Annotated in this window: 24 protein-coding genes and 9 tRNA genes; 22 read left to right on the forward strand and 11 right to left on the reverse strand. The window is 44.0% G+C overall.

Annotated features, from left to right (window positions below; all coding sequences use genetic code 11):
• The first annotated feature begins 21 nt into the window (after window positions 1-21).
• Together L3V23_RS19575 and hemW are read left to right on the forward strand one after the other, a co-directional pair.
• Window positions 22-621, forward strand: coding sequence for an XTP/dITP diphosphatase (locus tag L3V23_RS19575; protein ID WP_102966990.1), 600 nt, complete (start codon window positions 22-24; stop codon window positions 619-621).
• Window positions 621-1,793, forward strand: coding sequence for a radical SAM family heme chaperone HemW (gene hemW / locus L3V23_RS19580; protein WP_102966989.1), 1,173 nt, complete (start codon window positions 621-623; stop codon window positions 1,791-1,793). Before L3V23_RS19575 ends, hemW begins: the two co-directional genes overlap by 1 nt.
• Here hemW and L3V23_RS19585 read toward each other — a convergent pair.
• From L3V23_RS19585 to trmB, 3 genes are all read right to left on the reverse strand, one after another.
• A complete protein-coding gene (locus L3V23_RS19585) occupies window positions 1,790-2,413 on the reverse strand; it encodes a DNA-3-methyladenine glycosylase (protein WP_102966988.1) in 624 nt (207 codons plus the stop codon). The genes hemW and L3V23_RS19585 overlap by 4 nt on opposite strands.
• Window positions 2,414-2,434: 21 nt before the next feature.
• A complete protein-coding gene (gene glsB, locus L3V23_RS19590) occupies window positions 2,435-3,355 on the reverse strand; it encodes a glutaminase B (RefSeq protein WP_042489217.1) in 921 nt (306 codons plus the stop codon).
• A 115-nt stretch (window positions 3,356-3,470) separates the two neighbouring features.
• Window positions 3,471-4,190, reverse strand: a complete 720-nt coding sequence (trmB, locus tag L3V23_RS19595; RefSeq protein WP_042489221.1) for a tRNA (guanosine(46)-N7)-methyltransferase TrmB — start codon at window positions 4,188-4,190, stop codon at window positions 3,471-3,473.
• Between the two features lie 188 nt (window positions 4,191-4,378).
• Between trmB and mutY the strand changes: the two genes are divergently transcribed.
• The 12 genes from mutY to L3V23_RS19655 all read left to right on the forward strand — a co-directional run bounded on the left by mutY (window position 4,379) and on the right by L3V23_RS19655 (window position 8,478).
• On the forward strand, window positions 4,379-5,428 hold the full coding sequence (gene mutY, locus L3V23_RS19600) for an A/G-specific adenine glycosylase (RefSeq protein ID WP_102967004.1): 1,050 nt from the start codon (window positions 4,379-4,381) through the stop codon (window positions 5,426-5,428).
• Window positions 5,429-5,444: 16 nt separating this feature from the next.
• Window positions 5,445-5,717 carry an oxidative damage protection protein gene (locus L3V23_RS19605; protein WP_042489224.1) on the forward strand — a complete coding sequence of 91 codons (273 nt, stop codon included), beginning with the start codon at window positions 5,445-5,447 and terminating at the stop codon, window positions 5,715-5,717.
• A 164-nt stretch (window positions 5,718-5,881) separates the two neighbouring features.
• Window positions 5,882-7,009: a membrane-bound lytic murein transglycosylase MltC gene (mltC, locus tag L3V23_RS19610; protein WP_102966987.1), complete on the forward strand. Its 1,128-nt coding sequence runs from the start codon at window positions 5,882-5,884 to the stop codon at window positions 7,007-7,009.
• Window positions 7,010-7,118: 109 nt separating this feature from the next.
• Window positions 7,119-7,194: transfer RNA gene (locus L3V23_RS19615), tRNA-Phe, on the forward strand.
• Window positions 7,195-7,262: 68 nt separating this feature from the next.
• Window positions 7,263-7,338 (forward strand) — tRNA-Thr (locus L3V23_RS19620).
• A 7-nt stretch (window positions 7,339-7,345) separates the two neighbouring features.
• Window positions 7,346-7,421: transfer RNA gene (locus L3V23_RS19625), tRNA-Phe, on the forward strand.
• Between the two features lie 46 nt (window positions 7,422-7,467).
• Window positions 7,468-7,543: transfer RNA gene (locus tag L3V23_RS19630), tRNA-Asn, on the forward strand.
• Between the two features lie 397 nt (window positions 7,544-7,940).
• Window positions 7,941-8,016 (forward strand) — tRNA-Phe (locus L3V23_RS19635).
• A gap of 47 nt (window positions 8,017-8,063) precedes the next feature.
• Window positions 8,064-8,139, forward strand: a tRNA-Thr gene (locus tag L3V23_RS19640).
• Window positions 8,140-8,179: 40 nt separating this feature from the next.
• Window positions 8,180-8,255, forward strand: a tRNA-Asn gene (locus L3V23_RS19645).
• 36 nt (window positions 8,256-8,291) lie between these two features.
• Window positions 8,292-8,367 (forward strand) — tRNA-Thr (locus tag L3V23_RS19650).
• Window positions 8,368-8,402: 35 nt separating this feature from the next.
• Window positions 8,403-8,478: transfer RNA gene (locus L3V23_RS19655), tRNA-Asn, on the forward strand.
• Window positions 8,479-8,611: 133 nt separating this feature from the next.
• Here the strand turns inward: L3V23_RS19655 and djlA are convergent.
• Entirely contained in the window at window positions 8,612-9,472 is an 861-nt protein-coding gene (djlA, locus tag L3V23_RS19660; RefSeq protein WP_102966986.1) for a co-chaperone DjlA, read from the reverse strand.
• A 147-nt stretch (window positions 9,473-9,619) separates the two neighbouring features.
• Between djlA and lptD the strand changes: the two genes are divergently transcribed.
• From lptD to apaH, 6 genes are all read left to right on the forward strand, one after another.
• Window positions 9,620-12,028 carry an LPS assembly protein LptD gene (lptD, locus tag L3V23_RS19665; RefSeq protein ID WP_102966985.1) on the forward strand — a complete coding sequence of 803 codons (2,409 nt, stop codon included), beginning with the start codon at window positions 9,620-9,622 and terminating at the stop codon, window positions 12,026-12,028.
• Between the two features lie 46 nt (window positions 12,029-12,074).
• Entirely contained in the window at window positions 12,075-13,370 is a 1,296-nt protein-coding gene (gene surA, locus L3V23_RS19670; RefSeq protein WP_102966984.1) for a peptidylprolyl isomerase SurA, read from the forward strand.
• Window positions 13,360-14,352, forward strand: a complete 993-nt coding sequence (gene pdxA, locus L3V23_RS19675) for a 4-hydroxythreonine-4-phosphate dehydrogenase PdxA (protein WP_102966983.1) — start codon at window positions 13,360-13,362, stop codon at window positions 14,350-14,352. The genes surA and pdxA overlap by 11 nt, the downstream gene beginning before the upstream one ends.
• A gap of 13 nt (window positions 14,353-14,365) precedes the next feature.
• A complete protein-coding gene (gene rsmA / locus L3V23_RS19680) occupies window positions 14,366-15,193 on the forward strand; it encodes a 16S rRNA (adenine(1518)-N(6)/adenine(1519)-N(6))-dimethyltransferase RsmA (protein ID WP_102966982.1) in 828 nt (275 codons plus the stop codon).
• Between the two features lie 63 nt (window positions 15,194-15,256).
• The gene (apaG, locus tag L3V23_RS19685; protein WP_102966981.1) at window positions 15,257-15,640 is read left to right on the forward strand and encodes a Co2+/Mg2+ efflux protein ApaG; all 384 of its coding nucleotides are present in this window, start codon (window positions 15,257-15,259) and stop codon (window positions 15,638-15,640) included.
• 11 nt (window positions 15,641-15,651) lie between these two features.
• Complete coding sequence (gene apaH, locus L3V23_RS19690; protein WP_102966980.1) at window positions 15,652-16,470, forward strand: bis(5'-nucleosyl)-tetraphosphatase (symmetrical) ApaH; 819 nt, start codon at window positions 15,652-15,654, stop codon at window positions 16,468-16,470.
• 56 nt (window positions 16,471-16,526) lie between these two features.
• Here the strand turns inward: apaH and folA are convergent, their stop codons facing one another.
• From folA to rplU, 6 genes are all read right to left on the reverse strand, one after another.
• The gene (folA, locus tag L3V23_RS19695; protein WP_102966979.1) at window positions 16,527-17,009 is read right to left on the reverse strand and encodes a type 3 dihydrofolate reductase; all 483 of its coding nucleotides are present in this window, start codon (window positions 17,007-17,009) and stop codon (window positions 16,527-16,529) included.
• 44 nt (window positions 17,010-17,053) lie between these two features.
• Window positions 17,054-17,527 carry a threonine/serine exporter family protein gene (locus L3V23_RS19700; protein ID WP_180980185.1) on the reverse strand — a complete coding sequence of 158 codons (474 nt, stop codon included), beginning with the start codon at window positions 17,525-17,527 and terminating at the stop codon, window positions 17,054-17,056.
• Between the two features lie 2 nt (window positions 17,528-17,529).
• The gene (locus L3V23_RS19705; RefSeq protein ID WP_042489253.1) at window positions 17,530-18,291 is read right to left on the reverse strand and encodes a threonine/serine exporter family protein; all 762 of its coding nucleotides are present in this window, start codon (window positions 18,289-18,291) and stop codon (window positions 17,530-17,532) included.
• 129 nt (window positions 18,292-18,420) lie between these two features.
• Complete coding sequence (gene cgtA, locus L3V23_RS19710) at window positions 18,421-19,596, reverse strand: Obg family GTPase CgtA (protein WP_102942736.1); 1,176 nt, start codon at window positions 19,594-19,596, stop codon at window positions 18,421-18,423.
• A gap of 223 nt (window positions 19,597-19,819) precedes the next feature.
• Entirely contained in the window at window positions 19,820-20,077 is a 258-nt protein-coding gene (gene rpmA / locus L3V23_RS19715) for a 50S ribosomal protein L27 (protein WP_004409945.1), read from the reverse strand.
• A gap of 21 nt (window positions 20,078-20,098) precedes the next feature.
• A complete protein-coding gene (gene rplU, locus L3V23_RS19720) occupies window positions 20,099-20,410 on the reverse strand; it encodes a 50S ribosomal protein L21 (protein WP_042489259.1) in 312 nt (103 codons plus the stop codon).
• Window positions 20,411-20,678: 268 nt separating this feature from the next.
• Between rplU and ispB the strand changes: the two genes are divergently transcribed.
• On the forward strand, window positions 20,679-21,650 hold the full coding sequence (ispB, locus tag L3V23_RS19725) for an octaprenyl diphosphate synthase (RefSeq protein WP_102966978.1): 972 nt from the start codon (window positions 20,679-20,681) through the stop codon (window positions 21,648-21,650).
• Between the two features lie 69 nt (window positions 21,651-21,719).
• Here the strand turns inward: ispB and mdh are convergent, their stop codons facing one another.
• Window positions 21,720-22,652 (reverse strand): malate dehydrogenase, encoded by a 933-nt coding sequence (gene mdh, locus L3V23_RS19730; RefSeq protein WP_042489265.1) that lies wholly within the window; start codon window positions 22,650-22,652, stop codon window positions 21,720-21,722.
• 322 nt (window positions 22,653-22,974) lie between these two features.
• Here mdh and argR point away from each other — a divergent pair, with 322 nt between their 5' ends.
• Window positions 22,975-23,445 (forward strand): transcriptional regulator ArgR, encoded by a 471-nt coding sequence (gene argR / locus L3V23_RS19735; RefSeq protein ID WP_042489268.1) that lies wholly within the window; start codon window positions 22,975-22,977, stop codon window positions 23,443-23,445.
• The last annotated feature ends 345 nt before the right edge of the window (window positions 23,446-23,790 follow it).

Here is a 23,790-nt window from a genome sequence, read left to right on the forward strand (position 1 = left end):
CGAACATAGAGATAACAGAAAATGAAAAAGATTGTATTAGCGACTGGCAACCAAGGCAAAGTTCGTGAAATGGCTGACTTGCTGGCTGATTTTGGTTTCGACGTTGTCGCGCAAAGCGAGTTCAATATCTCTGAAGTGGCAGAAACAGGCACCACTTTCATTGAGAATGCGATTATCAAAGCGCGTCATGCAGCGAAAGAAACTGGCTTACCAGCGATTGCTGATGATTCTGGTTTAGAAGTCGATTACTTAAGAGGCGCACCGGGCATTTATTCCGCTCGTTACGCAGGCGAAGGCGCATCTGATCAGCAGAACCTAGAAAAACTGCTTCAAGCAATGCAAGGTGTTCCTGAAGTAGAGCGTACTGCACGTTTCCACTGCGTATTGGTTCTGATGCGCCATGAAAACGACCCAACACCGATTGTCTGCCACGGCAAATGGGAAGGTCGCATTTTAGAGCAAGCACACGGCACCAACGGTTTTGGCTACGATCCTGTGTTCTTTGTCCCTGAAGACAATTGCGCTTCCGCTGAATTAGAACCTGCACGTAAGAAGCAGCTTTCTCACCGTGGTAAAGCTCTGAAGAAACTGTTCCAAGCGATCGAAGAGCAAAATCAATAATGCTGACACCGCCTGATCTTAGCCTTTATGTACACATCCCTTGGTGTGTACAAAAATGCCCATATTGTGATTTCAACTCTCACGCACTAAAAGCTGAGATCCCAGAAGATCACTACATTGATGCTCTGCTTGAAGATCTTGATACCGATATCGAGCGTTATAAGCTTGCTGATAATCCTCGTAAACTGCATTCGATCTTTATTGGTGGTGGTACACCAAGTTTGATATCTGCCGAGGGGATCAAGCGATTACTGCAAGGTATTGAAGATCGAATAGCGTTTAAACCGAATATTGAAATCACCATGGAAGCCAATCCGGGCACGATTGAAGCTGAACGCTTTGCCGGATACAGAAAAGCAGGTGTTACACGTATCTCAATTGGTGTGCAAAGTTTTGCACCTGAAAAATTGGAACGCCTAGGTCGGATTCACGGTAAAGATGAAGCTTTGCGAGCGGCAAATCTGGCGCATACCATTGGACTCACTAGCTTCAATTTAGATTTGATGCATGGTTTACCTGATCAAACCATTGAAGAAGCATTAGCCGATCTCGACCAAGCGATTGCATTGAATCCGCCGCATTTATCTTGGTATCAGCTAACCATTGAGCCAAACACCTTATTCTATTTCAAACCGCCTACATTGCCCGATGACGATGCCCTGTGGGACATCTTTGAATTAGGGCATAAGAAGCTCACTGAAGCGGGTTACGTGCAATATGAGATATCTGGCTACAGCAAGCCGGGGTATCAGTGTCAGCACAACCTAAATTACTGGCGCTTTGGAGATTACTTAGGGATTGGCTGTGGCTCTCACGGCAAGCTTAGCTTTAGTGATGGACGTATTGTTCGCACAACTAAAGTGAAGCACCCGAAAGGCTATCTGGCGGCATTCCAGAACCTGACCAAGCCATACTTAGATTCAGAGCAACTAGTGGCCGACGAAGACCGTCCTTTTGAGTTTTTTATGAATCGCTTCAGATTAATCGAGCCATGTCCGAAAGCCGATTTCGTCACAACCACAGGCTTAGAACTGAGCGTGATTCAACCAACCATTAACTGGGCTTTGGATTTAGGTTATTTGAGCGAAGATGCTACGCACTGGCAAATCACAGAAAAGGGCAAATTGTTCCTCAATGATCTGCTTGAAGCGTTTATGGCAGAAGAAGACTAATTCGCCATTGAAGTGAAAAGGTCGGTATCCAGACTCTGCCATACATGAAGCGCAAAGTAAGAACGATAAGGTGTGACTGTCGACAAAATCTCTTGTTCACTCACACCTTCTTTTTCTGCAATCAAAGCAAGACCTCTGGCTAATGCCACATCCCCTTTTGACCACACATCCGGTAATCCAAAAAAGAAAATCGCCGTCATTTCGGCTGTCCAAGGACCAATCCCCCAAAGCTGAGTCAGTGTTTTAACTATCTCAGATTCCGGCATTATGGCGAGTTCTTCAGGAACAATGACTCTCTGCTCCAGCGCCTCTCTCACACCACAAATCGTTTTGATTTTGGCGTTCGACAGACCGCACCCGCGCAGCGCTTCTCGGTTCGACTCAACAAATAAATCCAACAATTGCTGATCGGTAGTTAACAACAACTCGACGCGCTGCCATATAGTGCGAGCGGCAGTATTCGAAAGTTGCTGCCCTGCTACTGAGCGAGCCAAGTAGGGAAAGAAGTTCTCTTCACCTTGCAGAGAGAGTTGTTGAATACCGTTAGCTTGAAGTAGTTGTTGTAGGTAAGGAAGCGCACTTGTTTGCTGCAATAATGCTTGATGAACGGCTTGTGACATCTTCCTTACCTCTCAGAATTTTTAGAATATTGAGCGGCCGATACGTTGCGCTAATAACTCAAGCGCCCGTGTTCCTGCCAGTGAGTTACCTGAAGCGTCCAGCTCTGGAGACCAGACTGCAATGGTCATCTCACCCGGAACGATGGCCACAATACCGCCACCTACGCCAGATTTACCCGGCATTCCGACACGGTAAGCAAACTCCCCCGCCCCATCATACAAGCCACACGTTGCCAGTAGCGCATTAACCTGTTTGCTTTGCGTCGGGCTAATAATCTCTTCACCGGTGTGAACGGACACCCCTTTATTGGCAAGATAGCTGAAGGTTTTTGCCAGTTCAACACAGCTCATTTTAAGCGCACAAGCGTGAAAGTAGTTGTTCAACACTGGTAATACATCGTTGTGGAAGTTACCAAACGAGCGCATAAGGTAAGCGATGGCCGCATTACGATCGCTATGCATCATTTCCGATGCGGCAACGACCTTATCGTAAAGAATATGCTGTTCACCGCTAAGTTGACGTGCGAAATCGAGCAAACGTTGACGAGGCGCAGACAGGCGACTGCTGAGCATATCGGCGACCACAATCGCGCCGGCATTAATAAACGGGTTGCGAGGTATACCTTGTTCAACCTCGAGCTGAATAAGAGAGTTAAATGCTTGGCCTGAAGGTTCTTTGCCAACGCGACTCCAAATCTCATCGGGTTGATAAAGTCCCATCGCCAGCGTCAAACTCAAGGCTTTTGAAATGGATTGAATAGAGAAACCTTCATCGGCATCTCCAGCTTTAATCACTTCACCTTGATTGGTATAAACTGCGATACCTAACTTGGTGTTTGGTACCTCTGCCAACGCAGGAATATAGTCAGCGACTTTTCCTTGGCCAATCAAATGTCGAACGTCATCCAGTATGTTTGTAAGTATTTCTGATGTCGGTTTCATCGAATCCACTTATCGGTGTCAAAGCGCCAGATCGATATCCAAACGCAAAGGTTAAAAAATGCCAACATTGCAGCAATGTTGGCATTTTCAAGATTCATTGAATGGATATAAAAAACTAGCTCACACGCTTGTATTTAATATCCCAAACTCCGTGACCAAGACGGTGACCACGTTGTTCGAACTTCGTCAGTGGTCGCTCATCTGGACGAGGAATATAATCACCTTCTTGGGCGATATTTGCAAAACCAGGTGCTTGATTCATGATTTCAATCATGTGTTCTGCGTAATTTTCCCAGTCAGTTGCCATATGGAAGATACCTTCATCCACAATCAGCTTTTGACGAACCATTTCAGCAAACTCCAGCTGAACAATACGGCGTTTGTGGTGACGCTTTTTATGCCAAGGGTCAGGGAAAAACAGTTGGAGTGTGTGCAGGCTGTTATCAGGAATCATGTTCGCAAACACTTCAACCGCGTCATGGCACATAACACGTAAGTTTGTCACACCCGCTTCACGAGCAGCAGATAAACATGCACCAACACCTGGGCTATGAACTTCAATACCAATAAAGTTTTTCTCTGGAGCATTCTTTGCCATCTCAACCAAAGATGCGCCCATGCCAAAACCGATCTCTAGAACCACTGGGTTGTTATTGCCAAATACTTGATTCCAATCGAGCAGGCTCGTTTGATATTCGATACCCATAGTTGGCCAGCATTCTTTCATCGCTGCTTCTTGGCCTTTAGTCAAACGACCTTCGCGACGAACAAAACTGCGAATTCGACGAACGATTTTGCCATCTTCTGTGAACTCGTTAGTGGTTACTTCACTCATTGATATTGCCTGTATAAAATTTAGTCTTGAGTTTGAGGGCTGTGATTATCCAAAGAATTACTTTAGGTGCAAGCATTATTGTTGCTCAAATCACCACAAATACCCGTAGTTTTTGTCTGTTTTACATCCTGAGCATTATGTGGTGCAATTTTGCCCCATTATTTTAATAAATATAGATGAGTAAAGTCGTGACCCCTTTCGCTAAGGCAATTCTCACTTGGTATGACAGCTACGGTCGTAAAAATCTGCCATGGCAGCAAAATAAAACTGCATATAGCGTATGGCTGTCGGAAATTATGCTCCAGCAGACGCAAGTTGCTACCGTGATCCCATACTACGAGCGATTTATGCAGCGCTTTCCTACGGTGACAGATCTGGCGAATGCAGAACAAGATGAAGTTCTCCATTACTGGACAGGGCTTGGTTACTACGCGCGAGCTCGTAATCTTCATAAAGCAGCCAAAACTGTTGCTGAGCAATACAACGGTGAGTTTCCAACTGATATTGAAGCAATGAATGCTCTGCCCGGTGTTGGTCGCTCTACCGCTGCCGCCGTTCTATCATCAGTTCACAAACAACCACACGCTATTCTAGACGGAAACGTGAAACGTACTTTGGCTCGTAGCTTCGCTGTTGAAGGTTGGCCTGGAAAGAAAACCGTCGAAAATCAACTTTGGCAATACGCTGAAATGCATACGCCAAAGCAAGATGTCGACAAGTACAACCAAGCCATGATGGATATGGGAGCGATGATCTGCACCCGCTCAAAACCGAAATGCAGCTTGTGCCCAGTTGAAGAGTTTTGCCAAGCAAAACAACAAGGTAATCCTTTGGATTATCCGGGTAAAAAACCCAAAACAACCAAACCTGAAAAAGAGACTTGGTTTGTAATTCTGCGTCATGGCAACGAAGTGTGGCTTGAACAACGTCCTCAAAGCGGTATTTGGGGTGGACTATTTTGCTTTCCAGAAAGCAGCAATTCAAAGATTGAAAACGCTTTGGATAAACGAGCTATTCACGACAAGCAAGTTCTATCTAAAAAGCAACTTATCGCTTTTCGCCACACTTTTAGTCACTATCACCTCGATATCACCCCTGTTTTGCTAGAGTTATCCTCCAAACCGGAGATGATAATGGAAGCTGGCAAAGGTCTTTGGTATAACTTAAACAAACCTGAAGAAGTTGGCTTAGCTGCACCTGTAAAACAGTTATTACAAAGCCTTCTGTATGAGATTTAACTAAGAGGAAATCCTTATGAGCCGCACGGTATTTTGTGCTCGACTAGAAAAAGAAGCTGATGGTTTGGATTTTCAGCTTTACCCAGGTGAACTCGGTAAACGTATTTTCGATAACATTTCCAAAGAAGCTTGGGGTCAATGGCAAGCAAAACAGACCATGTTGATCAACGAGAAAAAGCTCAACATGATGGATCCTGAACATCGTAAATTGCTTGAACAAGAGATGGTGAACTTCTTGTTCGAAGGCAAAGATGTCCATATCGAAGGCTATACTCCGCCAAGCAAATAACCGATTGCCCAACAGTAGATAAAGAAAAACCCTATTTTATCGAAGGAAAATAAATGACATCATTAGCTCGGAGTCTGTCGATTCTAGGTTGAGATGTCATTTTTATTTAATCCTATCAAACTGAATAGAACTCAGTTTGAGTTTGAGGCTGCTATGAGGAGCGCATGAGAAAGCTTGCTTACTGTGTTATTGCCCTAATGCTGGTTGGATGTAGTCGCGAATTCGTCGAAAGTATTTACGATGTGAACTATGAACCAACTAACCGTTTCGCAAAAAATTTAGCCCAACTTCCGGGGCAGTTTGAAAAAGATACAACAGCACTTGATGCGCTCATCAGTAGCTTTTCTGGCAACATTGAAAAGCGTTGGGGTAGCCGAGAAATTAAAGTTGCCGGTAAAAGTAACTACGTAAAATATATAGACAATTATCTCAGCCGAGCTGAAGTAAACTTCCAACAAGGCAAAATTATTGTTGAGACTGTCTCTCCGACAGATCCTGAAGGGCACTTAAAACGAGCGATTGTTACGACCTTACTCACCCCCGACGATCCAATGAACGTTGACCTTTTTTCTTCGCAAGAGATTGAATTAAAAGGACAACCATTTCTATACAATCAAGTATTAGATCAAGACAAACAGCCTATCCAATGGGGCTGGCGGGCGAACCGTTTTGCCGATTATCTGATTGCGAACAAAATAAAAGTGAAGCAAGTAGATTTCAAAAAAGCCTACTACGTTGAGATTCCTATGGTGGAGGATCAGATTCAGATCCGAAGTTATCAATACGCCAACATAGTACAAAAGGCGTCGCGCAAATATGACATTCCAGAGGATCTCATTTACGCCATCATCAAAACAGAAAGCAGTTTTAACCCTTACGCAGTCAGTTGGGCCAATGCGTATGGTTTGATGCAAGTGGTACCTAAAACGGCTGGGCGAGACGTGTATAAACTGGTGAAAAACAAGTCTGGTCAGCCATCGCCAGAATATTTGTTTAATCCGGAAAACAACATTGATACGGGTACTGCGTATTTCTACATCCTGAAAAATCGTTATTTAAAAGATGTCCGCAACCCTACGTCTCTTGAATACAGCATGATTTCTGCCTACAACGGTGGCACTGGTGGTGTGCTTAACACCTTTAGCAGAGACAGAAAAAGAGCGATGTCTGATCTGAATTCACTGCAACCAAATCAAGTTTATTGGGCGCTGACAAAAAAACATCCTAATTCTGAATCGCGCCGTTATCTGGAAAAAGTGACGAAATATAAGAAAGAATTCAACGCACAGTGATAAAAAACGGTCAATTAGCTCAAAACAACAGCGATCAACACGATTTTTAGTTTTTTTATAAAAAACAGGTTGACGCAGAGAGGGAAAATCCGTTTAATAGCGCTCCGTTGCCCGGATAGCTCAGTCGGTAGAGCAGAGGATTGAAAATCCTCGTGTCGGTGGTTCGATTCCGCCTCCGGGCACCACAATTTGATTGTTGGTGTCTTAAGACATCAATAAGTTAGCAAAGCGTTTTAGTAAAAGATTATAGTGCGCCGACTTAGCTCAGTAGGTAGAGCAACTGACTTGTAATCAGTAGGTCACCAGTTCGATTCCGGTAGTCGGCACCATTCTTTTGCCTCGATAGCTCAGTCGGTAGAGCAGAGGATTGAAAATCCTCGTGTCGGTGGTTCGATTCCGCCTCGAGGCACCATTATTTGGTGCGATTATTCCTTTAGTTAGGAATACACACAAATAATTCCCCCTTAGTTCAGTCGGTAGAACGGCGGACTGTTAATCCGTATGTCGCAAGTTCAAGTCTTGCAGGGGGAGCCACTTTTAAAGCCAAGTCGAAAGACTTGGCTTTTTTCATTTCTGCATCTTTTTAATTTCATCAATAGAAAAACTCATAGCGTTAACTTCTCCCCTAGCCTACCTATCAAGCTCAATGATTATTGTTGAATAACGTTGTCTTCAATTTAAAAGCTAACTAGCCGAATCCCCTTTCAAAGGCAGACTTAAAATAGGCGCTTTAGACAAGTTAGTGGTGCTATTTGCTCGTAAATGTCAGTGTTAACTCACTCTTAGTGCACCTTTATTAACAGAAACCCCCGCCATTTTTTAACGAAAATGGGCAAAAACAAGTCACTAAGTATAGAAAAGCAACAAACGATATTTTTTTTGCAATTTAGTGTTGACGTTAAATGCGAAAAACCTTTTAATACACCCCGTTGCCTCGATAGCTCAGTCGGTAGAGCAGAGGATTGAAAATCCTCGTGTCGGTGGTTCGATTCCGCCTCGAGGCACCATATTTAAGTTGTTGGTGTTTAGAACGAGCAACAGAAAGAAAATTTGGGCCGACTTAGCTCAGTAGGTAGAGCAACTGACTTGTAATCAGTAGGTCACCAGTTCGATTCCGGTAGTCGGCACCATTCTTTCAAACTTGTCACCTCGATAAGTAAAAAAAACAATTCCCCCTTAGTTCAGTCGGTAGAACGGCGGACTGTTAATCCGTATGTCGCAAGTTCAAGTCTTGCAGGGGGAGCCACTTTCATTGATGAGTATATTTATACTTGTTGATAAAGCCGACTTAGCTCAGTAGGTAGAGCAACTGACTTGTAATCAGTAGGTCACCAGTTCGATTCCGGTAGTCGGCACCATTATTAAAAACATATCTAAGATATGTAAAAGCAATTCCCCCTTAGTTCAGTCGGTAGAACGGCGGACTGTTAATCCGTATGTCGCAAGTTCAAGTCTTGCAGGGGGAGCCACTTTTGAAGCCAAGTCGAAAGACTTGGCTTTTTTTCTATCTGCGATTTGTCTATCTGTCATTTAGGATAGCGACAGCTTTCAAGAGCGGTAAAAAAGGGCAAGCTCTGCTTACCCTTTTGATTTCGATTCAATTTACTTAAAGCCTTTTTCTTTTTTGATTAAGTCATAGGCTTGTTGAATTTCCTGAGATTTCTCTTTAGCAACATTCATCATCTCTGGGGGTAAGCCTTTAGCCATCAATTTGTCTGGGTGGTGTTCATTCATCAACTTACGATATGCACGTTTAATCGCTTTATCATCGGCACTTTCGCTGACGCCAAGCACTGAATAGGCATCCGCCAATCTATCCTTAGTTGACGCTTGTTGCCACTGCCCTCCCCCAGATGAATGTTGCTGATGTTGATGCCCGCCAAATCCACCACCATGCTGGAAACGGAAAGAAGCTTCTTGCATGCGCAAGCGGCTTTCAAGTTGTTCTGAAGAGAATCCAAGTCCCTGAGCAATCTTGTGCAGTACGTTTCTCTCACTCGGATGGATATCTCCGTCCGCAAAGGCTGCTGATATTTGTAGTTCCAAGAAGAACTGCATTAAATCAAATCGGCCACCAGTGGAGATACGCACTTTCTCGAGTATATTTTCCAAAGGAAAATTTGCGTCCTTCCCCTCTCGGAAAGCATTCTGTGCCGCCAGCCTTTGTTCGCCATGCAGATTCATGCGATCCATCATGATACTCGCGAGCTGGATCTCTTCTTTTGTGACTTTGCCTTTTGCTTTCGCAACATGTCCCATCACGGAAAATGCCGCTTTGAAGAACTCTTCTTGTCTTTCTGCTTGGCTTGGACCAGAACCAAACGATCCTGTATGAAAACCCGCTTGATTTAAACGTCTAGCTTTATCAAATTGATGTCCAAGAAATAGACCAAAAATGGCGCCAACGGGTCCTCCGAACAGAAAGCCGAAGAAAGCGCCAAGAATTTTGCCAAAAATATGCATTATGTGCTCTCAATCTATGAATTTTTTAGGAGTAAAGCGGTCTGATAGTGCCGGGAGAGTTAATTTCCTTTATGATATCGAACGTTATCATTTAGCATTTGCTCCCAATATTGGAATTACACAAGTTCAACAGGATAGTACAATTCAATGTCACTTTTTTCCCGCTCATTTTTAGCTGTTTCCATTAGCGCTGCACTGTTTGCACCACAAATCCATGCAGAAGATACGCTAGATGACAGTGCGCAAAAGTTGCCTGCTATCGATCAGTGTCTTATCAATGAACCTGAACCAGTTAATCCGAACGAACAGCCTATCAATGTCGAAGCGGATAATCTAGAAGCAATTAATGGCGATAAAGCGACTTATTCCGGTAACGTCGTGGTTGTGCAAGGTAAGAAACGCATTGAAGCGGATAACGTCACTCTGCACCAAAAAGACAACATCGCGGTTGCTGAAGGAAACGTGAATTTCAGTGATGGTGAAGTTAAAGCCGTAGCGGATAAGGCGGTCAATAATCTCAACAATGATGAGATGACGCTAGAAAACACTCGCTATAAGTTCCTGTGTGAGCCAGGCCGTGGTGATGCTAAATATGTAGCCAAAACAGGTAAAGCGGTTTATGAAATCGAAGACGGTTCTATCACCTCTTGTCCTGAAGATGATAACTCTTGGCGTCTACGCGCATCCAGTATTGATATCGACCAAAACGAAGAACAAGCAACCTTCTACAACCCTCGTTTAGAAATTCAACGCGTTCCCGTTTTTTATTTGCCGTTCTTAACCGTTCCAATTGGTGATACGCGTAAAACAGGTTTCTTGTATCCAACAGTCTCGTATGGCACTCGAGACGGTTTCGAGATGGATATTCCCGTCTACTGGAACCTGGCACCAAATTACGATTTAGAAACCACTTATCACTATATGCAGAACCGTGGTTCGCAGCTTAACAGTGTATTTCGCTATCTGAGCGATTTTGGTCAAGGTCAGATCAAATCCGAATATCTCAATGAAGACCAGCTTCACTTAGATAAAGGCGCTCGTTGGGGCTACCAATACGAACACAGCGGTATCTTCCAACAAGCATGGAAGTTTGAGGTCGACTACTCAAAAGTCAGTGATTACAGCTACTTCTCAGATTTGGATTCCAGCATTGGTAACCGTGAGGATGGTCAGCTTATTCAGGAAGGCCAAGTAACTTATCGTAGCCAAAACTGGGATACGTCCATTCTGGTGAGGCAATTCCAATTGTTACTGGAAGATCAAACCAGCGCTAACCAGCCTTATCGTTTAATGCCTCAGATAGCATTTAACTACTATGCCCCAGAACTAATGCGTTATTTGGATTTTGATCTGAAAAGCCATGTCTCGCGTTTCGAGACCGACGGTGAAGGAAAACCATCAGCCACTCGCTTACACATTGAGCCAGGATTCAAGATCCCACTGGCTAATACTTGGGGCAGTTGGACAACTGAGGCGCGCCTGCTCGGAACCTATTACCAACAAGATATCAAAGATGTTGATACCTCTTACCAAGATAGTGATGGCGATGGGAAAAATGACAATGACTACTATGGTTTGGAAGAAAACGTTTCACGCGTAATTCCAGAGTTCAGAACCAATGCTGGCATTATTTTGGAGCGCGATACGGTTCTCTTTGATAACTACACCCAAACGCTCGAACCGCAAGTCCAGTATTTGTACGTACCGAACAAAGATCAAAGCAACATCGGCCTATACGATACAACTCTGTTGCAAACAGACTACTATGGTCTGTTCCGCAGTCGTAAGTACAGTGGTGTTGATTACATCGCATCAGCAAACCAATTCAGCTACGGTGCATCTAGCCGATTTTTTGATGAAGCATACAAAGAGCGCCTAAACATCGCTTTTGGTCAGATTTTTTATATCGACAAAAAGTTTAAACCTTCCAACTACTCAGAAGAGAACAATTCAGATTCAGGAAGTAAGACCAATTACTCTGCTTGGGCAATGGAAATGGACTTCAACTATGATGATTTCCTTTTCTACCATGGGGGAGTTCAATACGATGTTGACACCAGCGCACTGCAGTTGGCTAACAGTACTCTAGAGTATCGATTTAACGATGGATTTATCCAGACTAACTATCGTTATGTTACTAAGGAATATATCGAGAACACTGTAGGTGAAAGTATTGATGTTGCAAACATCACCCAAGACGGCATCTCACAAGCAGGCGTTATCGCCGGCTACCAGCTATCTAGGAAATGGTATGCAAGTGCCCAGTATTTCCACGACTTAACCACTGATGAAGCATTGGAGTGGCTAGCGAACTTACGTTACACATCTGACTGCTGGTACATGGGCTTCACATACAGCAATCAGTTGAAGAGTTGGGGAACCACCAGCATCAACGATGTGGCGTATTACAAAGATCCAGTTTACGAAAACAACTTTAGTTTCAACATCGGTATCATTGGTTTTGGTACTAGTGTAGGCGCGGGCTCTAGTATGACAGGAGTTGACAGCGCAGGTAACTCTCTAAGCTATGGTCGTCCATTCTTCTTGAATAACTAATTTACGACTCAGATAACGATAAGTTATTAAGATAATAGGAATTTAAATGAACTTGTGGAAACACACCCTCTTAGGTTTAGTCGCAGCTCTAAGCATGAGCAATGTTAATGCTGCACCAGTAGAACTCGACCGCGTTGCCATCATTGTAAACGGTGGTGTTATCTTACAAAGTGACATCGACAGCGCATTAAAAACGGTCAAAGTAAATGCCAGTAGTAATGGTCAATCTTTGCCAGAAGAATCGGTTCTGCGTGATCAGGTAAGAGAAAAACTCATCATTGATACGCTGCAACAGCAAGAAGCAGAGCGCATTGGCGTGCGTATTGACGATGCTCGACTGAACGATGCTATCGGTAATATTGCCAAACAAAACAATCAAACATTAGAAAAGTTGCAGGCTTCAGTAAGCGCACAAGGCCTCACCTATGCAGAATTTCGCGAACAAGTGCGAAAAGAGATGTCAGTCAGTGAAGCCCGAAATGCCATGGTTCGTCGTCGTATCAATATTTTACCAGCTGAAGTCGATACATTAGCTGAGCTCCTTGCTCAAGAAACCAATGCAACCGTTCAATATAAAATCAGCCATATTCAACTGCGCTTCAATGATAACCAAGATAAAGCTCAGTTAGAAAAGCAAGCGAATGAACTGGTTGAACAACTCAACTCAGGTGCTGACTTTAGTAAAATGGCTTACAGCTACTCCAAAGGTCCGAAGGCGTTAGAAGGTGGGAACTGGGGTTGGATGCGTAAAGAAGAGATGCCAACCATTTTTGCCGACCAAATCAAGATGCAAAACAAAGGTAGCATTATCGGGCCATTCCGCAGTGGTGTTGGTTTTCATATCTTAAAAATCGATGATGTAAAAGGCTTAGAAACAGTTGCGGTAACTGAGGTAAATACTCGCCATATTCTGATCAAGCCAACCATTATTCTAAGTGATGAAGGCGCGAAGAAGAGACTTGAAGGTTTTATCGAGCAGATTAAAGCTGGTAACGCGAACTTTGGCGACCTAGCACAGCAATACAGCCAAGACCCAGGGTCCGCTGCACAACACGGTGAGCTAGGTTACCAAACGCCAGATTTGTACGTTCCAGAATTTAAACATCAGGTAGAAACACTACCTGTCGGACAAATCAGTGAACCATTTAAAACCGTACACGGCTGGCATATCGTAGAAGTACTTGATAGACGCGAGGTAGACCGAACAGACTCTGCGTTGAAGAACAAAGCCTACGGTATTCTGTTCAACCGTAAATTCAACGAAGAAGCCGGTGCTTGGATACAAGAACTGCGAGCAAGTGCATTTGTTGAAGAGTTAAAAGGTGATCAGGATGAAAATTAAACGCATCGTGGTTACCGCTGGTGAGCCTGCGGGTATTGGCCCCGATCTTGTTTTAGCGCTATCCAAAGAAGACTGGACACATCAAATCGTTGTCTGTGCGGATAAAAACATGTTGGCGGAAAGAGCGACAGCGCTCGGCATCAATGTTGAACTGCTTGATTACAATGCTGAGCTAACGCCACAACCTCAAAAAGCAGGCACGCTGGTCGTCGACCACTTCGCGACCACAGCACCTGTTGTTGCTGGTCAGCTCGATGAACAAAACGGACATTACGTATTAAAAACATTAGAAAGAGCCGCTTTGGGCTGTATGAATAATGAATTTGATGCTATTGTCACCGGCCCTGTACACAAAGGGGTGATCAACCGAGCTGGTGTTGCCTTTAGTGGCCACACTGAGTTTTTTGCCGAGCAATCTAATACACCACTGGTGGTGATGATGCTGGCAACGGAAGGATTACGAGTTGCACTTGTAACCACGCATATACCATTGGCTTACGTTTCTAAAGCGGTAACCAGTGAGCGTCTAGAAAAGATCATTCATATTCTCCACAAGGATCTCGTTGAGAAATTTGCGATTGAGCAGCCTACTATATATGTATGCGGCCTTAATCCTCATGCAGGTGAAGATGGCGTGTTGGGTCGAGAAGAAATCGACACCATTACTCCAACATTGGAAAAATTACGTCAGCAAGATGGCATAAATCTGATTGGTCCACTGCCAGCAGACACCATCTTCAACGACAAATACTTGCAAAAAGCGGATGCCGTTTTAGGTATGTACCATGATCAAGTTCTCCCTGTATTGAAATACAAAGGTTTTGGTCGTTCTGTGAATATCACATTAGGTCTGCCATTTATCCGAACGTCTGTCGACCACGGAACAGCGTTAGATCTTGCTGCTACGGGTACAGCCGATATTGGTAGTTTCAGAACAGCACTCGCTCAAGCTATTGAATTAGTTGATAAGAAAACGAATTAACTTCGAGAACACTATGAGAAATGATGTCCACTTAGGACACAAAGCGCGTAAACGTTTTGGTCAAAACTTTCTAAACGATCCTTATATTATCGACGGTATCGTTTCAGCAATAAATCCACGTCCGGGTCAAAACTTGGTTGAAATCGGTCCAGGTCTTGGCGCTATCACTGAGCCCGTTGGTCGTGAAGTAGATAAGTTCACAGTAATCGAGCTAGACCGTGACTTGGCCGAACGTCTGCGTAACCATCCTGAATTGGCAGATAAACTGACCATTCATGAAGGTGATGCCATGCGTTTTGACTTTACTCAGTTAGTAAAGCCAAACAACAAACTGCGTATTTTTGGTAACCTGCCATATAACATTTCTACCCCACTGATGTTCCACTTGTTTGAATATCATAAAGACATTCAAGATATGCACTTTATGCTACAAAAAGAAGTGGTGAACCGTCTTGCAGCAGGCCCTGGTAGCAAAGCGTATGGCCGCTTAACAGTTATGGCTCAATACTACTGCAAAGTAGTGCCAGTACTTGAAGTGCCGCCAACAGCATTTGTTCCGCCGCCAAAAGTAGATTCAGCAGTTGTGCGCTTGGTTCCTTATGAAGAACTGCCTCACCCAGCGACGAACCTGAAATGGCTAGATCGCGTAGTTCGTGAAGGTTTCAACCAGCGTCGTAAAACTGTACGTAACTGCTACAAAGCATTAATGCCGCTTGAAGTGTTAGAAGAGCTTGGAGTGAACGCATCCATGCGTCCAGAAAACCTGACTCTGGCTCAGTTTGTTGCGATGGCAAACTGGCTAGACGCAAATGCTTCTGATAGCAATAAGAGCGACGAGTAGTAAACTAAAAACAGGACGACATAGCTCGTCCTGTTGTTTTTCCTATCTTGATAAGGAGTTCACATGGATGATGTCTCTGCGCCTTGTATTAAGATTCAAGTTCATACCAAATATATCCCTGAACAATCGACTCCTGAGCAGATGCGCTACGTATTCGCGTACCTGATTACTATTAAAAACCTGAGCCCTGAAACTGTACAACTCATCAGCCGTCGTTGGTTAATCACCGATGCCAATGGCAAGCAACTGGTTATAGAAGGTGATGGCGTGGTCGGCGAACAACCTTTTATTGATGCCAACGATGAGTACACCTATACCAGTGGAACGGCAATTGAAACACCTGTTGGCGTAATGCAAGGGCACTACATCATGCACGATCATGAGGGTAAAGAGTTCATCGTCAATATCGAGCCTTTCCGTTTGGCCGTCCCTAACGTTTTAAACTAACCGGAGTAACAGTGGCGAATTATATTGTTGGTGATATCCAAGGCTGTTTTGACGAACTTCAGTTACTGCTTGAACAAGTTAATTTCGATCCGAAAGAAGATATCTTGTGGGTAGCGGGTGATCTCGTCGCTCGCGGCCCTAAATCTTTAGAAACGTTGCGCTTCATTCGTTCGTTGGGTGATGCCGCAAAAGTCGTTTTGGGTAATCACGATTTGCATCTCCTTGCGGTCGCCTGTGGCATTCATCCAATTAAAAGCAAAGATAAAACACGACCAATATTAGAAGCAGAAGACAGAGATGAACTCCTGCACTGGCTGCGTGAACAGCCACTGTTTTTAGAGCACGATGAGTTTGTTGTTTGTCATGCGGGTATCTCACCTAAGTGGGATTTAGACACTGCGCGTGAATGTGCAAAAGAGATCGAATCCATACTGCAAAGCGATCGTTGGATGTGGCTGATTAAAAACATGTATTCCAACCAACCAGATCAATGGCGATCTGATCTTAAAGATCTGGATCGCTATCGCTATATCATTAACGCTTATACTCGCATGAGATTCTGTTTTATCGATGGAAGACTGGATATGAAGTGTAAACTTCCTCCGTCGGAAGTCAGTGGTAATCTGCTACAGCCTTGGTTCGATCTCAAAAACAGAGTACCAATTGAAAAGACCGTTCTGTTTGGACACTGGGCAGCACTGGAAGGTTATCACGGCAAAGATGTAATTGGACTTGATACAGGATGTGTGTGGGGTGGACATTTGACTCTGCTGCACTGGGAAGAAAAGAAGTTCTTCACTCAGGATGCACTCAGCGCCGCCATTGAATAGAACTCAAATAAACAAAGCCCAGCGATAATGCTGGGCTTTGTTTTTTATCCAATGATTTAGTGACGTTCTAGAATCACAAACTTCATATCGTAGGCGTTCTTTTCATCAGCCGAAAAGGTTTCTCTATGGCTTTCCAGCCAACCATCTCCCCAATCAGGGAACTGCGTATCACCTTCGATATCAGCATCAATATAGGTGACATACAGACGGTCAGCCTTGGGCAGACAAGTCGCATACACGCTACCGCCACCAATGATCATCACCTCTTCAACGTCATCTGCTAGCTTAATAGCTTCTTCAATTGAAGTAGTCACCTTCACGCCTTCAATGTTCAGGCTAGGATCACGACTGATCACAATATTCTGCCGTCCCGGTAGAGGGCGTCCAATCGATTCGTAAGTTTTACGACCCATGATAACGGGCTTACCTAAAGTACAACGCTTAAACCAAGCGAAATCTGCAGGTAAGTGCCAAGGCATTTGGTTATCTTTACCAATAATTCGATCATTTGCCATCGCGGCAATCATACTGATGATCATTATTCTTCCCTATTAGACGATTACTTCTTCAAACTGTCCGTTTGTTAAACCACGGGTTTGCGTCGATAGAATAACAGCCCCGGCACCGCAAGACCAACCGCTAGGCCGGCGATAATAAACATTGCTTTGAGGAAGTTCTCAAATAAAGTCTCTAACAGTTCTGGTCGAAAACCTAAATGGTTGATTTCCACCATAGCGATCATCGCTTTATAAGTGAAAACACCGGGCACCATTGGAATAAGTGCAGCGACAGTAAACACTTTAGGATGAGCCAAAAACTTATGCGACCAGTGAACACCTATCATGCCGACAATTGTGGCGGCAAAGAAGGAGGCCCACTCAATAGGAATGCCAAACTGCATCATTAAATAGCGCGAGCCATGGCCTATAGCGCCACCCAGTGCACAATATTTCAGCGCAGGAACAGGGACGTTAAAAACCAGAGCAAAACCAACCGCCGGAATAGCAGCAAAGAACATGTCGTTAATAAGACCAAACAGCAATTGCCAACTTAACATCTCTACCACCCCCACACGCCAGTAATACTCATGGCAGCAATAATTCCCAGACACGTTGCTAGAGTCAGCAAGCTTGCCATCACAAAACGGGCAATACCCACGTTTACAAAGCCTTTGAGCATATCAGCAACAGAGTTAATTAATGGGAAACCGGGTACCAGCATCAGCACCGAAGATGCCATAACGATGGTTGGTTTATTGCCGAGTTGATAGATCACAGCTTGAGCGGAAATGACTGACGTGACAAAAGCGGTCGCCGCAAAGTTCAGCAGCGGGTTGAAATGACGATGTCCGATTTCCTGACGAACGAACATACCGACAGCGGAAGCAACAAAGGTAATAGCAAATACCGTCCAGTCACCGCCAGCGAGACGGGAAAAAGAGGAACAGGACAGCCCAATCATCAACACTACCAACCAACGGTTGTAACGCTCAGGGCTAATCTGGTTAAGTTTCTTTTGCGCTAAGGAATGATCCAGCAGACCTTTTTCCATCATGATGCAAATACGTTGAATTTGAGTTACAGCACGCATGTTGATACCACGATCAGCGCAGCGTCTGGTGGTAGTAATACAGTGGTCACTTTCCAGTGTCGTGACAACCAAAGATCCTGCTGAGAGTGAAACTTCCACCTCTGTCATGCCACAGGCACGCCCCATCCTTTCCATGATCCCAACCACCAAAGCGCTTTCAGCGCCGTGAGCCAGTAACATTTGACCTGCTTGTGCGATTAACCTCGATACGGCTCTCTGTCTGGATGCCATGATTCCTTTCCTAACGTCCTAAGGGTAAAAACTGTGAAGCACTAGTTTGCATGAAAATCATATCGTGAAATATGATTTAGACACAAAAAAGCCGCAATAAATCTTTGCGGCTAATGTCAGTAGGCAGAACTATTCACGTACATAGATAACGTGACCGTCATCTTCTTCGTCGTCCCAGTCATCCCAATCGTCATCATCATCTTCAGTGATAACATTGCGACCTGCCATTGCGTCTTTGTGATAATCATCCCACATAAACTCAACTTTTTGCTCTTCGCTTAACTCTTCTTCTGCACGAGGTAGAGTTTCCATAAAGTCAGCCAGTTCGCGACAAAGCTCAGCAGTGCCCTGTTTGTTTACTGCTGAAATCTTGAAGTATGGACCTTCCCAAGCTAGCGCTTCTAAGATCTCTTGGATCTTTTCATCCGCTTCTTCTTCAAGCATCAGATCCGCTTTGTTAAACACTAACCAAACTGGCTTCTTCGCTAGTTTTTCGCTGTATTGCTCAAGCTCATCCATAATGGTCAGAGCATTTTGCGCAGGCTCACTTCCATCAATAGGTAAAATGTCGATCATGTGAAGCAGTACGCGACAACGCTCTAGGTGTTTCAAGAAGCGAATACCTAGACCAGCACCTTCTGCGGCACCTTCGATAAGTCCTGGGATGTCAGCAACAACAAAGCTCTTCTCAGGTACAACACTCACTACACCCAAGCTTGGGATCAATGTCGTAAACGGATAATCCGCTACCTTTGGTTTCGCCGCTGATACAGAGCGAATAAAGGTCGATTTACCTGCGTTTGGCAAACCTAGCATACCTACGTCAGCAAGCAGCAATAGCTCAAGACGCAGTTCACGAACCTCACCTTTCGTACCCATGGTCTTTTGACGTGGAGCACGGTTTACAGATGATTTAAAACGAGTGTTACCAAGACCGTGCCAACCACCTTTAGCGACCATCACTTTCTTGCCGTGTTCAGCTACTTCACCAACGATTTCATTGGTGTGAATATCCACTGCGCGAGTACCTACAGGTACTTTCAGAGTAATATCTTTACCACGTTTACCAGTACAGTTACCGCCACCACCGTTTTGGCCGCGTTCAGCTGCGTAAAAACGCTGGAAACGATAGTCAACCAGTGTATTCAAGTTCTCATCAGCTTCGATGTAGACATCGCCACCATCGCCGCCGTCGCCACCATCAGGGCCGCCTTTCGTTACGAATTTTTCACGCCAAAAGCTAACAACGCCGTTACCGCCATCGCCCGCTTCGACTTTAATTACCGCTTCATCAACGAATTTCATTACTTACTCCGCATTACTTGCGTTGCAATATCACTTATTACCAGTGATATAAATTTTAGCAGATCCAGATTCATCGCGTTGACGAGAGATCTAAACCTACATATTGGAACAGATAAGGAGGGACTCTATATTCTTCTACTGAAGAACCCCTTCTTTTTTGTTCTGCATAAATAAAAAACCCCACCGTAACGGTAGGGCTTTTGAATTCAGTTAGGTATTAAATTTATTCAGCTTCGATGCTAACAAATTTACGGTTTTTAGGACCTTTAACTTCAAATTTCACTTTACCTTCAGTAAGAGCGAAAAGAGTGTGGTCTTTACCGATACCAACGTTAGTGCCAGCGTGGAACTTAGTACCACGTTGACGAACGATGATGTTACCTGCTAATACAGATTCACCACCGAAACGCTTAACACCAAGACGTTTACTTTCTGAATCACGGCCGTTACGAGTAGAACCGCCAGCTTTTTTGTGTGCCATTGTTAAACTCTCCTAAGTTACTTAAGCGTTGATGCCAGTAATTTTCACTTCAGTGAACCACTGACGGTGGCCTTGTTGTTTACGAGAGTGCTTACGACGACGGAACTTAACGATTTTAACTTTATCGCCACGGCCGTGTTGTACTACTTCAGCAGTAATTTTACCGCCTTCAACAAGAGGTGCACCAACAGTGATTTCTTCACCGTTAGCAACTAGAAGAACTTTATCAAATTCAACAGTTGCACCAGTTTCAACGTCTAATTTCTCTAAACGAAGAGTTTGACCTTCGCTTACACGGTGTTGTTTACCACCAGATTGGAAAACAGCGTACATATTTTACTCCGCTCTTTCCGCACAGCCTATGCCATATGTGAGCAATGAGGGTGTGCGCTAAACTAATCATCAATAGGGCGCAGATTCTACGTGAATGATGGTCCTATGACAAGCCATATTTTAAAAAAATTGGCGAAAAGCTAATCGCCAAACAAAAGTGCCGCAATCATGCCTTTATGGCGTGTATTAATCAATGCTTTTTAGTGTATTATTCAACAATTCTAGAAGACAAAATGCCTTACAAGCTCTAACTTCAGCCGGATGTACAATGGATTTTAAAGCTATCCAAGCGCTTACTGCCGATGACATGGCAAAAGTGAATGAAACAATTCAAGCTCAGCTCAACTCTGATGTCTCTTTGATCAATCAACTCGGGTTCTATATTGTCGGTAGTGGCGGCAAGCGTCTAAGGCCTTTACTGGCTGTATTGTCAGCCAAAGCCCTAGGTTACGAAGGCACCGCACATACAACCGCTGCGGCATTTATCGAATTTATTCATACTGCAACCCTGTTGCACGACGATGTCGTCGATGAATCAGACATGCGTCGAGGTAAAGAAACAGCCAATGCGGCATTTGGAAATGCTGCCAGTGTGTTGGTCGGCGACTTTATCTATACTCGCTCATTTCAGATGATGACAGAGCTAGGATCAATGAAGATCCTTAAGCTTATGAGCGATGCTGTAAACGTGATTGCAGAAGGTGAAGTTCAACAATTAATGAACTGCAACGATCCTAATACTACTGAAGAACTGTATATGCAGGTTATCTATTCTAAAACTGCTCGCCTGTTCGAAGCGGCAACTCAAATCGGTGCGATTTTAGTTGAGGCTCCAGAAGAAGTAGAAACGGCTTTGCAGAACTACGGTAAATATTTAGGTACCGCATTCCAGCTAATTGATGATGTGATGGATTACACTTCTGACGGCGAAGAAATGGGTAAAAATGTCGGCGATGACCTAGCAGAAGGAAAACCGACTCTGCCGCTACTGCATGCAATGCGCAATGGCACACCGGAACAAGCTGAAATGATTCGCGACGCAATTGAGCATGCAAACGGTATGGAACGTCTGAACGATATCCTCGCTACGATGGAGCAAGCAGGTTCCCTCACATATACCGTGAACAAAGCATTGGAAGAAGCGGATAAAGCGATTGCACAGCTTGAAGTTCTACCAGAGAGCGAATATAAGCAGGCATTAGTTACTCTTGCCCATATGGCAGTGAATCGCAGTAAATAATCATAAATAAGTAGCCATAAAAAAGCCGCTCCATCTGGGGAGCGGCTAGAAAATAGTTTAAACACAGAATTACTTAACGAACTCAACACCAGTTTGAATATCGCCGTTAAGTGTTTCTAGCATGCCATCCAACGCAGCTTTTTCAAACTGGCTAAGCGGACCGTAGCTCAACACTTCTTCTATTCCGTTTTTACCTAACTTAACTGGTTGAGCAAAGAAAGGTGCATGTTCGCCGCTACCTTCAACATACGCGTATTCAATAACATCTTCACCTTGTAGAGCTTTCACTAGAGACAAACCAAATCGGCAAGCCGCTTGTCCCATAGATAGCGTTGCACTACCGCCACCCGCTTTTGCTTCTACAACTTCTGTACCCGCGTTTTGAATGCGCTTAGTCAATGCTTCCACTTCTGCATCTGTGAATTCAACACCTTCTACTTGAGAAAGAAGAGGAAGAATCGTCACACCGGAGTGACCGCCGATCACAGGAACTCGAACATCACCTGGATCTTTCTGTTTCAGTTCAGCAACGAAAGTCTCAGCACGAATAACGTCCAGAGTAGTAACACCAAACAGTTTACGCTTGTCGTAGACACCCGCTTTTTTCAAAACTTCAGCCGCGATAGGAACAGTAGTATTCACAGGGTTGGTAATAATACCCACACACGCATTTGGACAAACTACTGCAATGCGTTCAGCCAGAGATCTTACGATGCCAGCATTCACATTAAATAGATCCGCACGATCCATACCCGGTTTACGAGCAACACCAGCGGAAATTAAAACAACATCAGAGCCTTCAAGGGCAGGAGTTGGATCCTCACCACAATAGCCTTTGATAGAAACAGGGGTTGGTATATGACTTAAGTCCGCAGCAACACCAGGCGTTACCGGAGCAATATCATACAGGGCAAGATCTGATCCTGCAGGTAAACGGTTTTTAAGCAATAAAGCAAGGGCTTGACCAATGCCGCCAGCGGCACCAATAACAGAGACTTTCATTATCGTTCTCCTTGTGAGTTTTTGTCTTATTTATGTTTTGTAGGGTAGTGTAATATCTGACCAAAAAATTATAGTAATCACAAGTTGATTACAAACAGTTAACGCCAGCTTTGCGACTTCGAACACTTCCTAGATAACTCGCAAATCGTTAACTGAGTATTGACATATCCCTTGCCCCTTTAAATCTTCCTTTCTCTCTCTTCCTGAGCCCGAATTGTATCTATTTAAAGTGACCTTTTAGACAGTTTTGAACCTTAATTTGCCTGTAAGTGAATATCTATGCGAGAATATGCACCATTATTGAATTAGTGGTAACCAAAATATGCGTAGTGCAGATAAACAAGACAACCTAGTCCGCGCTTTTAAAGCTTTATTAAAAGAAGAACGATTTGGCTCTCAAGGCGATATCGTTGACGCTCTTAAAAATGAAGGCTTTGACAATATTAACCAATCTAAAGTCTCCCGTATGCTTACCAAGTTCGGTGCTGTACGCACACGTAACGCAAAAATGGAGATGGTCTATTGCTTACCTGCTGAATTAGGCGTCCCAACTGTATCAAGCTCTCTGAGAGAACTCGTACTGGATGTTGACTACAACAATGCACTCGTGGTTATCCACACAGGCCCAGGTGCAGCTCAACTTATCGCACGTTTACTTGATTCTCTTGGTAAATCTGAAGGTATCCTGGGCGTTGTCGCTGGTGACGATACTATCTTCATTACCCCTACACTAAACATTACAACTAAGCAGCTATTTACCTCTGTTTGTGAACTGTTTGAGTACGCTGGTTAAATAGCTATCTGAGTGTAACTCATTAATCGCTATACATTATTACCTTTCTAGAAGTCACGTACTGGGATCAGTACGTGACTTTTTTCTATCTGTAATCCTCAAAATCAACAATTGTTTACTCACTCAAAACTAATGCAACCCGTGAATTACAAAATTGAAACATCATGAAACAATTCATTCTAAGTTAGTGGTAATACTTAGCTTTTATGACTACATTTTTAAACATCACTATTATTATGTGATGTTTTTTTGCTATTATCCTGACACTTTTTCAACATAAGGATTGAAAAAGATACTGTTTCTCATGAAGAAACGACCAAAGCAGCTACACTTGTTTTGGGTAAT

It is taken from the genome of Vibrio sp. A1-b2 (assembly GCF_021726015.1).
GTDB lineage: Bacteria > Pseudomonadota > Gammaproteobacteria > Enterobacterales > Vibrionaceae > Vibrio > Vibrio diazotrophicus.